This is a genomic window from Pseudorhodoplanes sp. (assembly GCF_059499825.1).
Genome location: NZ_JCABZI010000001.1, coordinates 20041 through 33413, shown reverse-complemented (window position 1 = coordinate 33413; position 13373 = coordinate 20041). Strand labels below are relative to the sequence as shown.

Genomic DNA, 13373 nt, shown 5'->3' with positions numbered 1-13373 from the left:
ATCGATGTCCCTCATGCCCGAATCCGGCTTCGAACAGCGCGTCGGCGCGGTCCGCCGCTTCGCGCGCTTCTATACGCGGAGGATCGGGCTGCTGGACGAGGGGCTGCTGGACAGTCCGTTCTCGCTATCGCAGGCGCGGGTGCTGTACGAACTGGCCCAGCAGCGTGAAGCCACCGCGACCGTACTGGCCTCGGCGCTGGATATCGATCACGGCTATCTCAGCCGCATCCTGCGCGGCTTTGAAGAGCGCGACCTGATCGTCCGCCGACGCGACGAAAGCGATGGCCGGCAGGTCGTCATTTCGCTGACCACCAAGGGGCACAAGGCCTTCGCATCGCTCGATCATCGCTCGCAGCGCGAGACCGGCAGCCTGCTCAAGCACCTCGACGACGCCGAACAGGTACGTGTCGTGACGGCGATGGAGACGATCGAGCGGCTGATCGGACGCGACGCTGCGCCGGAGCGGCGGGTTACGTTGCGCTCGCACCAGCCCGGCGACATGGGCTGGGTGGTGGCGCGTCACGGCGCGCTCTATGCAGCCGAATACGGCTGGAGCAGCCATATCGAGGCGATCACCGCGGAGATCGTCAGTGGCTTTCTGAAGACCAGCGATCCCGCGCGCGAGCGATGCTGGATCGCGGAGATGGACGGCGAGCCGGTCGGTTCGATCTTCCTGGTCCGCGACAGCGACGAGGTCGCGCGCATCCGGCTCCTGATCGTCGATCCGAAGGGACGCGGGCTCGGCATCGGCCGCATGCTGGTGGAGGCCAGCATCGCCTTCGCCTGCAATGCCGGATATCGCAAGATTACGCTATGGACGCATGCGGTGCTTACCGTCGCGCGCGCGATCTACCAGAAGCAGGGCTTCCGATTGATCGAGCAATGGGTGCACGACGATTTCGGCAAGCCCGAGCCGAGCGAGACCTGGGAACTGACGCTCTAGGCTGTCGTTGCGGTTTTTAGACTTTCGTTGCGGCTTTCGCAGCGCATGGCACCCCCGCGGCCGATTTCACGCGCTGTTGACCTTTGCCTGACATGCGGATGCGCCATGTTGAGGCATCCAGCAATCGGACGGACATCATGAATATCGATCTGAGAGGAAAGCATGCGGTCGTCACCGGCTCGACCGGGGGCATCGGCTTTGCCATTGCGAAGGGGCTTACGGCATCCGGTGCATCGGTCGTGATCAACGGCCGGACGGAAGACAGGGTGCAGCAGGCGGTTGCGTTGCTTAGGAAAGAGCTGCCATCCGCGAAGGTCGAGGGCGTTGCGGCGGATCTCGCGAACGCGGAGGCCGTTGCAGCCTTCGTCAAGCGCGTGCCGGCGGCGGATATCCTGGTCAACAATCTCGGGATCTTCGAGCCGAAGAATTTCGAAGACATCCCCGACGAGGATTGGTTCAGGTTTTTCGAAACCAATGTGCTGAGCGGCATCCGCATGTCGCGCGCCTATATCCCCGGCATGAAAGCTAAGGACTGGGGCCGCATCGTGTTCATCTCATCGGAGTCCGGCCTCAACATCCCGCTCGAGATGATCCACTACGGCATGACCAAGACCGCACAGATCGCGGTCGCACGCGGCCTTGCGGAATCGCTTGCCGGCACAGGCGTCACCGTCAATTCGGTGCTGCCCGGCCCGACGCGATCCGAAGGTGTGGTCGACTTCTTCGGCAAGATGGCGAAGGAACAGGGTGTGTCTCATGCGCAGATGGAACAGGACTTCATCGCGCAGCATCGCCCGACCTCGATCATCCGCAGGCTCGCGACAGTGGATGAGGTCGCCAATATGGTGGTCTATGCGTGCTCGAAGGAAGCATCGGCGACCACCGGTGCGGCGTTGCGGGTCGAGGGCGGATTGTTGCGCGGGATCGGTTAGACCGTCGCGCCCTGCGCCTTCGCGCGGCGCAGGTGCTCATCCAGCCGCGGCATGATCTCGACGAAGTTGCACGGCCGGTAGCGGTAATCGAGCTGGTGCGCGAGGATGCCGTCCCAGCCATCCTTGCAGGCGCCGGGCGAGCCCGGCAGGCAGAAGATGTAAGTCGCACCGGCAACGCCCGCGGTTGCGCGGGTCTGGATCGCAGAGGTGCCGATCTTGGCGTGGCTGACCATCAGGAACAGGGTCGCGAACCCATCCATCCGCTTTTCGAACAGCGGCTCGATCGCTTCGGGGGTGACGTCGCGGCCAGTGAAGCCGGTGCCGCCGGTGGTGATCACGACATCGACGCCTTTGTCGGCGATCCACGTTTTCACCTGCGCACGGATGTTCTCAACATCGTCGGTAACGATCGCGCGCGCGGCGAGCTTGTGCCCGGCGGCTTCAAGCCGCTCCACCAGCGTCGCGCCGGACTTGTCGTCCGCCATCTCGCGGGTGTCGGAGACGGTCAGGACCGCAATGTTGAGCGCGATGAAATTTCGCGATTCGTCGATGCCGGGCATTATGATTACAGCTGCGCAGCGCGGAACGTATCGCAATCCGCGACACGACCCGACTCAAGCCCGCGCTTGAACCAGCGCACGCGCTGCTCGGCCGAGCCGTGGGTGAACGAATCCGGTACCACGCGCCCGGTCGACTGCTTCTGCAGCCGATCGTCGCCGATCGCCGACGCGATCCCGATCGCGCCCTCGATGTCGCCCGGATCGATGAAGTCCTTCTTTCGCCGCGCATGATTGGCCCAGACGCCGCCCAGGCAATCGGCCTGCAATTCAACGCGGACCTGGATGTTGTTGGCGCGCGCCTTGCTGCCGGCAGCCTGCTGCATCTGCTGGGCGCGCGGCAGAATGCCGAGCAAATTCTGCACGTGATGCCCGACCTCGTGCGCGATCACGTAAGCCTGCGCGAACTCGCATTGCTTGCCTTTGCAGGCGCGGAATTTCTGCTCCATCTCGCGGAAGAACGAGGTGTCGAGGAAGATGCGCTTGTCAGGCGGGCAATAGAACGGCCCCATGGCGGACTGCGCCATGCCGCAGGCACCGCCGCTGGTCGCACCCGAAAACAGCCGCAGCCGCGGTGCGCGATAGGTCTGGCCGTTGGCGCGGAAGATGTCGCCCCACACGTCCTCGGTGGAGCCGACCACGGCGGCGACGAAATCGCCCTGGTAATCGGCTGGCGCGCCCTTCTTTGCCGGCGGCGCCTGACGCTGAGTCTGTTGCTGGGCCGGCCCCTGAATGATTTCAGCGCCGCCGATCAGGATGCGCGGGTCGATGCCGAGAAACCAGCCGATTAGGCCGAGCACGATGATGGTGCCGATGCCAAGCCCGCCGCCGCCCCCCGGGATCGGAAAGCCGCCGCCGCCGCCATATCCGCCACCCTGGCCGCGCACATCTTCGATGTTGTCGCTGCGGCGGAAATCATCCCAACGCATCCGTCCCTCCTGAAGCCGGCGGCAAGTGTCGCCGATCGAATCGCGTCCGTCCACGCCCCAGAACGCAGAAAGCGCCAATACGGTTCGTTACCAAATGGTTGTTGTTCGGGGTAAACGCCAGTCTCACAAAGCCATTGCAATTTAAGGGGATTTTTACCTTGGCCGGTCAGTATCCGGATTGTCGGTTGTAGGTCCCGCGTCACCGACCGCGTCGCCAGGTCTTGAGTTCTGAGTCATGGTAGAGTCGCGTCGCGGGGCGTCCAGGCGGACGCCCCGTTTGACTCCCGAGAAGAGTGAAGGCACCCGCATTCTTGTGGGCGACTGCGTCGCACAAATGGCGACGTTGCCGGCCGAGTGCGTCGATCTGGTCTTCGCCGATCCGCCCTATAATCTGCAGTTGCAGAGCGATCTGAAGCGCCCCGACGATTCAAAGGTCGACGGCGTCACCGACGACTGGGACAAATTCGGTTCGTTCAGGGAATACGACGAATTTACCCATGCCTGGCTGAAAGCCTGCAAGCGGGTGATGAAGCCGTCGGCCACGCTGTGGGTGATAGGCTCCTATCACAACATCTTCCGCGTCGGCGCCATTCTGCAGGATCTGGACTTCTGGATCCTGAACGATGTGGTGTGGCGCAAGTCCAACCCGATGCCGAATTTCCGCGGCCGGCGATTCACCAACGCGCATGAGACCATGATCTGGGCCGCGCGCGATCCCGGCGGCAAGGGCTACACCTTCAATTATGAAGCGCTGAAGGCCGGCAATGACGACGTGCAGGTGCGGTCCGACTGGACCTTCCCGCTATGCACCGGCGAGGAGCGGCTGAAGGGCGATAACGGCAAGAAGCTGCATCCGACCCAGAAGCCGGAAGCGCTGCTCGCGCGAGTCATTCTCTCGGCATCGCGCCCGGACGATCTCGTGCTGGATCCGTTCAATGGTACCGGTACCACCGGGGCGGTCGCCAAGAAGCTCGGCCGCCGGTATGTCGGTATCGAGCGCGATCCGGACTATGCCAAGGCCGCGATGAAGCGAATCGCGGCGATCGAACCGCTGCAGGCGCCATCGATCGCACCGTTCATGACCGCCCGCGATGCACCGCGGGTTCCGTTCACAGCGCTGATCGAGCGCGGCCTCATCGCGCCCGGCGCCAATCTCGTCGACTCCAAGAAGCGCCACAAGGTGCTGGTGCGCGCCGACGGCGCGGTCATGCTCGGCGAGAAGGTCGGCTCGATCCATCGCATGGGCGCGGTCGCGCAGGGTCTGGAAGCCTGCAACGGCTGGACCTTCTGGCATGTAGAGACCCGCAAGGGGCTGATGCCGATCGACGATCTGCGCGCCCAGGTGCGGGCCGAGATGGATATCTAACCCGCCTTCGCCATAACACCGTCCGGCGCATTGATCGCGTCGCGCGGCGGGCGCCCCGCCAGCAGATCGGCGATATTGTCCACAGCGCGCATTTCGATGGCCTGCCGGACCCGGACGACGGCCGAGCCGAGATGCGGCGTGAACAGCGTGCGCGGATGGGCTCGCAGCCGCGCGTCGATCGCCTTCGGCCGGTCCGGTAGCGCCCAGTCTTCCATCTCGAACACGTCGGCCGCATAACCGCCGAGCGCACCGGTTTCAAGCGCGTCGGCGACCGCGCGCCCATCAACCACCGAACCACGTCCGACATTGACGAGGAGGGCGCCCGGTTTCATGCGCGCCAGCGCGTCGGCTTCGAGTTGGTGGCGCGATCCCGGTGTCAGCGGCGCGCACAGAATAATGAAGTCGGACGTTGCGAGCGCGGTATCGAGGCTTTCGCCTGTCACACCCGCCGGTATGTCCGCCGCCGGATCGATCCCGAGAATCCGGCAGCCGAAGCCGGAGAGCCGCTGCGCCACCGCGCGTCCGACCCGGCCCATGCCGACGATCGACACGGTCGAGCCGTCCAGTCCGGTGCCGTACAGAACCGGGCGCCAGCCATCGAATTGTCCGGCGCGCACCAGCGTATCGCCGTCACGGATATTGCGGGCAAGCCCGATCGCCAGTCCCACCGCAAGTTCCGCGGTCGGTTCGGTCAGCAGGTCGGGAACGATGCTGACCCATATGCCGGCCGCGCTGCAGGCATTCATGTCGAAATTGTCGTAGCCCTTGAGCGCGCAGGCCACGACGCGGAGCCGCTTGCAGTGCGCGACAAACGGTGCATCGATACAATCGGTCATGAAGGCGAGGATCGCGTCCGCTTTCTCCGCTCGTCGCAGAACCTCGTCGCGCGGCCACGGTGTGCGGGAGTCGTTGGCGTCGACGTCGCCCAGCAGCGAAAGCCGCTGCAGCGTCGCCTCATGCACCCAATTGGTGACCAGGATCCGTGGCCGCATATTCATTTCAGCGCCTTGCGCAGGCGCGCGCCGATGCCGTCCACCACGATCACGCAGAGCAGGATGGTGATCAGGATCGCCGACACCTGATCGTAGCGGATGATGCGCAGCGCGGCGATCAGCTCGAAGCCGATGCCGCCGGCGCCGACGATGCCGAGCACCGCCGAGGCCCTGAAATGATATTCCCAGCGATAGATGGTGATGTCTGCGAGCTGCGGCAGCACCTGCGGCAGCACCGCGTGGGTGATCACCTGGAAACCGTTCGCGCCGGCCGCGCGCGAGGCTTCCAGCGGGCGCGGATCGACATGCTCGATCGCCTCCGCATAGAACTTGCCGACCATGCCGACCGAATGCAGCGCCAGCGCCAGCACGCCCGGCAATGCGCCAAAGCCGACCGCGGCGACGAAGATGATGCCCATGATGATTTCAGGCACCGACCGCAATGCGGCCAGCACGATGCGCGTGGCCTGATACACCAGCGAGTTGGGCGAGGTATTCGGCGCCGCGAACAGCGCGAGCGGCAACGATATAAGGACGGCCAGCGCGGTTCCGGCCACCGACATCGCCAGCGTATCGATCAGCGGCTTGACCCAGTGCTGCCAGCGCGAAAAGTCCGGCGGCACCATTTCGCTGAACAATTGTCCGAGCGCGGGCAGGCCTTCCATCAACCGCTGCGCGTCGAAAAATCCGGTAATCCAGAGCGAGCCGATGCAGGCGATGACAATGACCGCGATGAAACCGGCATGCCGCAAACTGGCATGCCGGTCTTCGGCGAGGATCGTGTCGTGACGGGAAACGACGTCCGACATCAGCTCATCTTGCCGAGGTCGAGGTCGAGGATTTTCGCGGTGTCGCGCAGGATGTCGTAGGCCTTGTCGTCGGTCGGTGCGAAGCCTTCCACCCGGAACGATTTCAGGATTACCGGATCCTTCAGTTCTATGAAGGCCTTGCGAATCTTGTCCTTCAGCTCCGGCGTGAGGTCGGCCTGCATGGTCATCGGATAGTTCGGGATCGGATCGGTGACCGCGAGCACCGTGAGCTTGCTGCCGTCGATCGACTTGCGGGCGATCAGCGCCTCGTAGATCGCTTTCGACAACGCGCCGGCCGGCACCTGGCCGTTCTGCACCGCGCGCGCCACGCCGTCATGGGTGCCCAGATGCACCGGCTTGTAGTCCTTGCTGCCGTCCAGCCCGTTCTTCAGCAGATGCGCGCGCGGGATCAGATGGCTCGAGGTCGAGGCCTGGTCGCCGTAGCCGAACGGCTTGCCCTTAATGTCGGCCAGCGTTTTCACCGGTCCTTCGGCCTGGGCGATGATGATCGAATTGTAGGTCGGCGAGCCCTTCTCGATGCCGACAGCGAACGGCTCGATGCCGGGCGCCTTGGACTTCGCCAGCACGTAGGAGAACGGACCGAAATAGCCGATCTCGATGCGGCCGAAGCGCATCGCCTCGATCATCGAGGAATAATCGGTGGTGACGACCAGTTCGATCTGCTTGCCGAGCGCCTTTTCGAGATGCGTTTTGAGCGGCTGCGCCTGCTGGATCAGGGTTGCGGCATTTTCGTCGGGCAGCAGCGCGACACGCAGCTTGGCGGGGTCCTTGGTCTGGGCGGAAGCGGAAGCGGGGATGAGCGCGAGGGCGGCGGCGGTTCCATGCAGAAAGAGGCGGCGGTTGATCATGCGTAGGTTCCTGTCCTGAGGGGGGCGGGTTCAAAATCGGAGTCTGTGTCGGCGGACGTGCTGCCATAGATGCGGCTCACCTCCGTCCTGCCGAGGCGGCTGGGCGGGCCGTCGAACACCACCGCGCCCTGCGCCAGCGCGACGATGCGGTCGGCATAGCGTCGCGCGAATTCGAGCTGATGCAGGCTGACGATGGCGGTGATGCCGTCGGATTTGCAGATGCCGTGCAGCAGCGAGAGCACGCGCTCAGCGGTCGCGGGATCGAGGCTTGCGACCGGTTCGTCGGCGAGAACCAGTGCCGGCTTCTGCACCATGGCGCGCGCGATGCCGACGCGCTGCTGCTGTCCGCCGGACAATTGATCGGCGCGTCGTAGCGCATGATCGATCAGGCCGACGCGATCGATCGCTTCCAGCGCCATCGTCTTCTCGGTTCGCGATGGCGGCAGCAGGGTGCGCAGGCCGGAATGATAGCCGAGACGTCCCATCAGCACATTGGTGAGGACGCTGCAGCGGCCGATCAGCTGATGCTGCTGGAAGATCATGCCGGTGCGGCGCCGATGTGCCTGCAGGTCGCGGCGGGCTCCGATGTCGCCGATGCCGTCGGCGGTGACGCTGCCGCCGGTAGGTGACACCAGCCCGTTGAGCGATCTCAGAAGCGTCGATTTGCCGGCCCCGGACGCGCCGAGCAGCACCGTGAAGGCGCCGGTCTCGAAGCGGAGCGAGCAGGGGTGAAGGGCGCGCGCGCCGCCGGGATATGTGACTTCGAGATCGTCGGTTCGGATCATCTCAGGCCGTGGGGTTGCTGCAATGCACCCCTACGACCCGCACATGACAGTTGGACGACAACCGGCGTCAGGATTGACCGGTCTGTGGATGGAGCGGTGCACCGCATTGTCGCAGGTCATCCTGCTGCTTCCGGATCCCGCAGGAAGCGGAACGTGCAATGTCACGCCGGCTCTGGACGTTGCTCTTCGAATGTCAGGCTGGTGACGACGAATGACCGGCTTTGCAATTGTTGATCATCGGTAAACCATTCGCAGAACGCGTTGGGTCCATTGATCGTGGCAATGGTCATGCGCGGTCCGCCGGACCTAAGGATGACGACGTCGCCGGGCTGGAACTGCTTGTCTGTCACCTGGGTCTACTCCGGACGTTGAATTGCGATGCTCCCGTTATCATAGAGAGATGCGCATTGCATCGGGCCGTGAGGTCGATTCCAAACGAACATTCATCAGCCCGACCGATGCGCCGCGGGTCACAGCCTTGTGAGCCGCAATAAATCGTTCCGAACCTCCGTCCCGAAGTCATAAGCACTTGTCTGTAGAGCGTGAATCGCTACTATGCCCCGCCCTTCAGCGAGAAGGGCGGCGAACGAAGGCGGTAGAGCCATGGACGAAAAATTGACACGCCGGTCCCTGCTGCGGACCCTTGTCGGCGGAGCAGTTACAACGGCGGGTGTCGTCACTCTCGCCCGTACCTCACTGGCCAGCGTTCCCGAAGCGCCTCTAGACCTTAATCCCACCGATCTCGACGTGCAGGCACGCGCCGCAGAGCTCGAGTCGGCTGTCGGCCCTGCCGGCGAGGCGCATGCTCAATTCATCAATCTCCCCGGCGTGGGCGGCTTTGGCAATCGCGGCGGTTTCCGCAACGGCGGCGGCTTCTTCAACGCACCGTTCGGAAATGGCGGTTTCCGGAATGGCTTCCGTAACGGCGGCTTCGGTAACGGTGGTGGCTTCCGTAACGGCGGTGGGTTCCGCAACGGTGGTGGGTTCCGCAACGGAGGCGGCGGTTTCCGCAACGCGTTCCGCAATCGCTAGAGCATGATCTCTGCTGATCAGGTCGGTCCTCTGGAGCTTCTCGTTGTCCAGCCGACCCCGTTCTGCAATCTCGACTGCTCGTATTGCTATCTTCCGGACCGGCTGGACAAACGGAAGATCACACTTGAGACCCTGGAAAAGACCTTTCACTGGGCCTTTTCCTCCGGTCTGATCCGCCAGAATTTCACCCTGTTGTGGCATGCCGGCGAACCCATGGTTCTGCCGGCATCGTTCTATGAGCAGGCCACGCTCCTGCTCGAGCGTTGCAACACCTCGGGGTTCGAGGTCACCCAGTCGCTTCAGACCAATGCCACTCTGGTCAACGAGGCCTGGTGTGACTTTATCCGCCGCCGCAACGTGCAGATTGGCGTCAGTGTCGACGGCCCCGATTTTCTGAACGACCGCAACCGCAAGACCCGAAATGGCAGCGGCACGCTGGAACGCGTCATGCGCGGCGTGCAAATGCTGCGCGACCATGACATCTTCTTCGATGTGATCACGGTGCTGACGTCGGCGTCGCTGGATTACCCGGACGAGCTCTTCGATTTCTACGTCGAGAACGGCATCATGGATGTCGCCTTCAATGTGGAGGAGATCGAGGGGCCGCACGTGACATCGTCGCTGGCCGGTAGCTCGACCGAGCCGCGCTTCCGCCGATTCTATTCGCGGTTCATGGACCTTGCGCTCTCCTGCGACCCGCCGATGCGGGTGCGCGAATTCGAGACATCGCGCAGTTCGATCGCGCACCGCGAGCAGTTCTCGATGCGAACGCAGGAGAATAGGCCGTTTGGCATCCTGAACGTCGACTGCGCGGGCAATTTCTCGACCTATTCGCCCGAACTGCTCGGTCTCAGTTCGCCCCGCCTCGGCAGTTTCGCGCTTGGCAACGTCGCGACGGATACGCTGGATTCGGTGCTGGCCATGCCACGGTTCGTTGCGCTCGACGACGAGATCCGCCGCGGCGTAGATCTGTGCAAGGACAGCTGCCGCTACTATCCGTTCTGCGGCGGCGGCCCGCCCGGCAACAAGTATTTCGAGAATGGCAACTTCGCCACCACCGAGACGATGTCCTGCCGCCTGCACAAGAAGGCGACTTTCGACATTGCACTCGACAAGTTTGAACGCCTCAAGGCGATGACGTGACGGCGTCGTTTACGGTTGCACCGAATTTCCAGTGCAAGGGATCATGGGCGGAGCGGCTGCTGGTCGGCGCCGGGGACGCTTGGCGCGCCCCGGACGATAACGAGCTGGCCAGCCTCACGCTGAACACTCCGCCGGCCGGCGGCACCGTTTGCTCCTGCCTGTTCTCGGTGCCGAACCACATGCGCCACCGGTTTTGGGCCATGCTCGACGACGAAGCCAAGGCGGGCAGCGGCGACTTTGAGTATTTTTCCGACGATCTGGCGCAGTTCCTGGCGTTCAAAGCCCTGCCACCACCGGCGGATGCCGTATACGAGCTGCTCGTTCAGGACGCCGGCGGCAAGGTGGCGACCGCTGACGCCTGGGCGCTGGTCAATTTCGGCGAAGAACCAATTCTGCTCGGCTGGCCCGGGTTGCAGCTTCGGCTAAATCCGGGAGAGGGCGTGCAGCCCGACCCGGCAGCGCCCCCGGAGGTCCTGCCGCCGGTGAACGATGAGTTGAACGTACTGGTCGCCATTCGCCGGGCGCCTGCATCCGGCGCGGACGCAGCCGAAGGGTCTGTGCCGTAATCCCGATCGCCGACAGCGTCAGGCTCTGCCGGCCCGCCGCTCCACATTGCCGCTGCGCTCGGGCACGCCGAACTCTTTGCGGCAGATATCGGCGAGGATCGCGACCCCCTCGCGGATGTCGCTTTCCGTCGGACTTGCGAAACACAGCCGCATGCGGCTCCTCGCATGCGCCGGATCGGTCGACCATTCCGGACCCGGATTGATCGCGACGCCGGCGGCCAATGCGGATTGATACAGCTTCATCGTATCGACCTGATCCGGCAATTTGACCCAGAGGAAAATGCCGCCGCGCGGATCGTCGAACTCGGCCGCGGTGCCGAATTGCTCGTCGAGCGCGCTCATCAGCGCGTCGAGCTTCTTGCGCAATCCGCGCCGCAATGCCGGCACATGCGACGCAAAATGGTCGCTGCAATATTCGGCCAGCACCATCTGCTCCAGCGCACCGGAGCCGGCATCGACCTTCAGTGCGATCATGCGCGAGAGGATTTGCCATGGCGCGACAATGAAGCCGACCCGCAACGCCGGCGCGATCGATTTTGAGAATGAGCCGATATGGATGACGTTCCCGGATGTGCTCATGGCATGGAGCGCGGGCGGGCGCTCGCCGTTCCAGATCAGGTCGGCATAGCAATCGTCTTCGAAAATCGGGACGCCGTATTCTTCCGCCAGCGCCAGCAATTGTTCGCGGCGCTCCATCGGCATGATGGTGCCAGTCGGGTTCTGCACCGTCGGGATGGTGTAGATGTACTTCGGTCGAATGGTCCTGGCCTTCAGCGCCGCCAGGGCATCGGCGAGCGCTTCCATACGGATGCCGCCGTCATCAAGAGGGACACCCACCACGTTGATGCCGGCGCGCTGGTAGCGGGTCAGCATGCCCTGATAGGTATCGCGCTCGACGATCACGGTATCGCCCGGCGCCAGCAGCGCGCCGTTAATCAGGTCGAAAGCCTGCAGCGAGCCGGAGACCAGCAGGATGTCGTCTGCGCTGCAGGCGATCCCGGCATCGCTCTTGAGTTTTGCGGCGAGGAAGTCACGCAGCGGCCGGTAGCCCTGCGGACCGTTGGCGACACCGTAATAGGCGAGGCTGCGGCCCTCGCGTCGCAGCACCGCATCGGTCGCGGTGACCAGCCCGTCGAGCGGCAATTGCGCGGGATCGTTGTTGCCGCCGGTGAAATTGTATCGCGGCGTCCCGGTCCATCTCGCCGCGGGCGGCGGCACGCCCGGCGGCAGCAGCGGCGTGAAGTCGAAAGCGGCCATTTCGTTTCATTCTCCCGGCAGCAAGACCGCGACGGTAGAAGGCGGATCGACCGGCCGCAAGCTTGCGCAGTGGCTCAGCTTCGCTTCGTGCCGTTGCCGGCGCCGCCGGTATAGCGCGACAGGATTGCGACGAGCATCAGCGCGCCCACCACCGTGATATGCTCACCTGCAGTGTGAAAAGCCTGCGTCGCCTTCGGCTCCGGCATCGACCAGAAATGATGCACCAGCGGAATCGTCAGCAGCGTGAAGACCGCAAGCGCGCCGGCGCCGAGCCAGGTCCAGCGATTGAGGATGATCAATAGCGATCCGCCAAGCTGGGTGACGATGGTCAGGACATTCATCAGCACCGGATTCGGCAGGTTGAACATCGCCATTTCGGCGACGCCGCCCTGAAAGTCGATCAGCTTCGCAAGCCCGCTGCCCCAGAACGCGAAGGTGAGCACGATGCGGGCGAGCACCGCGAACCAGGTCTGATCGAGCAGTCGGGCAAACAAAGTCGGCATTGGTCGTCCCCAAAAAAAGAAAACGCGCGCGAAATCGCTTCGCGCGCGCCGCCAGAACGGAAAACTTTGCGACCAAACGGCGGCGCGCCGTTCACCGTTCGTTGATCGGTAAACCAGAAGCCGCCTGTGGAATCGTTCTTACTTCGCCGCAGTCACCATGATCTCGACGGTGTATTGCGGCGCGGCGAGCCGTGCCTGCACGGTGGCGCGGGCGGGGGTGTTGCCCGGCGACACCCAGGCATCCCACACCGCATTCATCTCGGCGAAGGTGTCCATATTGGCGAGCCAGATATTGGCGGTCAAAAGCTTCGACTTGTCGGTCCCGGCCTTGGCCAGATAGCCGTCGATCGTGGCCAGGATTTCCTTGGTCTGCTCGGCGACGCTCTTGCCGCCGCTATTCTGCGCGACAATGCCCGCGAGGTAGACCGTATCGCCGTGAATGACGATCTGGCTCATCCGCGGCCCGACTTCGTGACGTTCGACTTTCATGGCATCCCCCGTGGTTGCTGTCGCATCTGCGGCAGCCTTCCTGCGGCAGCGGACCCCGAATTGCAACAGCCTTGGATCGTCAAGAGCCTTGGACCGCCAAGGAGCATTCGGGCTGCAACAGCTTGGAATTGCAGCAGATCAAACCGCCGCTGGTGACGCTTTGTTAAAGCGCTTTTCAGCTCTGCTCAGGCGGCATGTGTC

The 13373-nt window shown here is 63.8% G+C and carries 16 protein-coding genes; 6 read left to right on the top strand and 10 right to left on the bottom strand.

The features are described 5' to 3' along the window. The first annotated feature begins 4 nt into the window (after positions 1 to 4). Together AC5I5I_RS00170 and AC5I5I_RS00165 are read left to right on the top strand one after the other, a co-directional pair. Complete coding sequence (locus tag AC5I5I_RS00170; RefSeq protein ID WP_495969106.1) at positions 5 to 943, top strand: bifunctional helix-turn-helix transcriptional regulator/GNAT family N-acetyltransferase; 939 nt, start codon at positions 5 to 7, stop codon at positions 941 to 943. A 137-nt stretch (positions 944 to 1080) separates the two neighbouring features. Then, positions 1081 to 1875 carry an SDR family NAD(P)-dependent oxidoreductase gene (locus AC5I5I_RS00165; RefSeq protein ID WP_495969105.1) on the top strand — a complete coding sequence of 265 codons (795 nt, stop codon included), beginning with the start codon at positions 1081 to 1083 and terminating at the stop codon, positions 1873 to 1875. Here AC5I5I_RS00165 and moaB read toward each other — a convergent pair. After that, complete coding sequence (moaB, locus tag AC5I5I_RS00160) at positions 1872 to 2435, bottom strand: molybdenum cofactor biosynthesis protein B (RefSeq protein ID WP_495969104.1); 564 nt, start codon at positions 2433 to 2435, stop codon at positions 1872 to 1874. The two genes, AC5I5I_RS00165 and moaB, sit on opposite strands and share 4 nt — an antisense overlap. A gap of 5 nt (positions 2436 to 2440) precedes the next feature. Continuing rightward, complete coding sequence (gene ypfJ / locus AC5I5I_RS00155; RefSeq protein WP_495969103.1) at positions 2441 to 3361, bottom strand: KPN_02809 family neutral zinc metallopeptidase; 921 nt, start codon at positions 3359 to 3361, stop codon at positions 2441 to 2443. Positions 3362 to 3596: 235 nt separating this feature from the next. Between ypfJ and AC5I5I_RS00150 the strand changes: the two genes are divergently transcribed. Beyond that, the gene (locus AC5I5I_RS00150; RefSeq protein WP_495969102.1) at positions 3597 to 4727 is read left to right on the top strand and encodes a site-specific DNA-methyltransferase; all 1131 of its coding nucleotides are present in this window, start codon (positions 3597 to 3599) and stop codon (positions 4725 to 4727) included. Here the strand turns inward: AC5I5I_RS00150 and AC5I5I_RS00145 are convergent. The 5 genes from AC5I5I_RS00145 to AC5I5I_RS00125 form a co-directional block, all read right to left on the bottom strand. Next, positions 4724 to 5719: a phosphonate dehydrogenase gene (locus AC5I5I_RS00145; protein ID WP_495969100.1), complete on the bottom strand. Its 996-nt coding sequence runs from the start codon at positions 5717 to 5719 to the stop codon at positions 4724 to 4726. The two genes, AC5I5I_RS00150 and AC5I5I_RS00145, sit on opposite strands and share 4 nt — an antisense overlap. Positions 5720 to 5721: 2 nt before the next feature. Continuing rightward, a complete protein-coding gene (gene phnE / locus AC5I5I_RS00140) occupies positions 5722 to 6528 on the bottom strand; it encodes a phosphonate ABC transporter, permease protein PhnE (RefSeq protein WP_495969099.1) in 807 nt (268 codons plus the stop codon). Beyond that, positions 6528 to 7397: a phosphate/phosphite/phosphonate ABC transporter substrate-binding protein gene (gene phnD / locus AC5I5I_RS00135; RefSeq protein WP_495969098.1), complete on the bottom strand. Its 870-nt coding sequence runs from the start codon at positions 7395 to 7397 to the stop codon at positions 6528 to 6530. The genes phnE and phnD overlap by 1 nt, the downstream gene beginning before the upstream one ends. Then, complete coding sequence (phnC, locus tag AC5I5I_RS00130) at positions 7394 to 8182, bottom strand: phosphonate ABC transporter ATP-binding protein (RefSeq protein ID WP_495969097.1); 789 nt, start codon at positions 8180 to 8182, stop codon at positions 7394 to 7396. Before phnC ends, phnD begins: the two co-directional genes overlap by 4 nt. Positions 8183 to 8343: 161 nt before the next feature. Continuing rightward, the gene (locus AC5I5I_RS00125) at positions 8344 to 8532 is read right to left on the bottom strand and encodes a YodC family protein (protein WP_495969096.1); all 189 of its coding nucleotides are present in this window, start codon (positions 8530 to 8532) and stop codon (positions 8344 to 8346) included. A 253-nt stretch (positions 8533 to 8785) separates the two neighbouring features. Here AC5I5I_RS00125 and AC5I5I_RS00120 point away from each other — a divergent pair, with 253 nt between their 5' ends. Genes AC5I5I_RS00120 through AC5I5I_RS00110 form a run of 3 tightly spaced genes read left to right on the top strand, consistent with a single transcriptional unit; the run spans position 8786 to position 10923 of the window. Next, positions 8786 to 9214, top strand: coding sequence for a hypothetical protein (locus AC5I5I_RS00120; RefSeq protein ID WP_495969095.1), 429 nt, complete (start codon positions 8786 to 8788; stop codon positions 9212 to 9214). Positions 9215 to 9217: 3 nt separating this feature from the next. Then, the gene (gene grrM / locus AC5I5I_RS00115) at positions 9218 to 10357 is read left to right on the top strand and encodes a cyclophane-forming radical SAM/SPASM peptide maturase GrrM/OscB (RefSeq protein ID WP_495969093.1); all 1140 of its coding nucleotides are present in this window, start codon (positions 9218 to 9220) and stop codon (positions 10355 to 10357) included. After that, a complete protein-coding gene (locus AC5I5I_RS00110; protein ID WP_495969092.1) occupies positions 10354 to 10923 on the top strand; it encodes a hypothetical protein in 570 nt (189 codons plus the stop codon). Before grrM ends, AC5I5I_RS00110 begins: the two co-directional genes overlap by 4 nt. An 18-nt stretch (positions 10924 to 10941) precedes the next feature. Here the strand turns inward: AC5I5I_RS00110 and AC5I5I_RS00105 are convergent, their stop codons facing one another. The 3 genes from AC5I5I_RS00105 to AC5I5I_RS00095 form a co-directional block, all read right to left on the bottom strand. Then, positions 10942 to 12180 (bottom strand): aminotransferase-like domain-containing protein, encoded by a 1239-nt coding sequence (locus tag AC5I5I_RS00105; RefSeq protein ID WP_495969091.1) that lies wholly within the window; start codon positions 12178 to 12180, stop codon positions 10942 to 10944. 74 nt (positions 12181 to 12254) lie between these two features. Beyond that, positions 12255 to 12683: a DoxX family protein gene (locus tag AC5I5I_RS00100; RefSeq protein ID WP_495969089.1), complete on the bottom strand. Its 429-nt coding sequence runs from the start codon at positions 12681 to 12683 to the stop codon at positions 12255 to 12257. A gap of 138 nt (positions 12684 to 12821) precedes the next feature. Next, a complete protein-coding gene (locus AC5I5I_RS00095; RefSeq protein WP_495969088.1) occupies positions 12822 to 13172 on the bottom strand; it encodes a RidA family protein in 351 nt (116 codons plus the stop codon). Positions 13173 to 13373 lie beyond the last annotated feature (201 nt).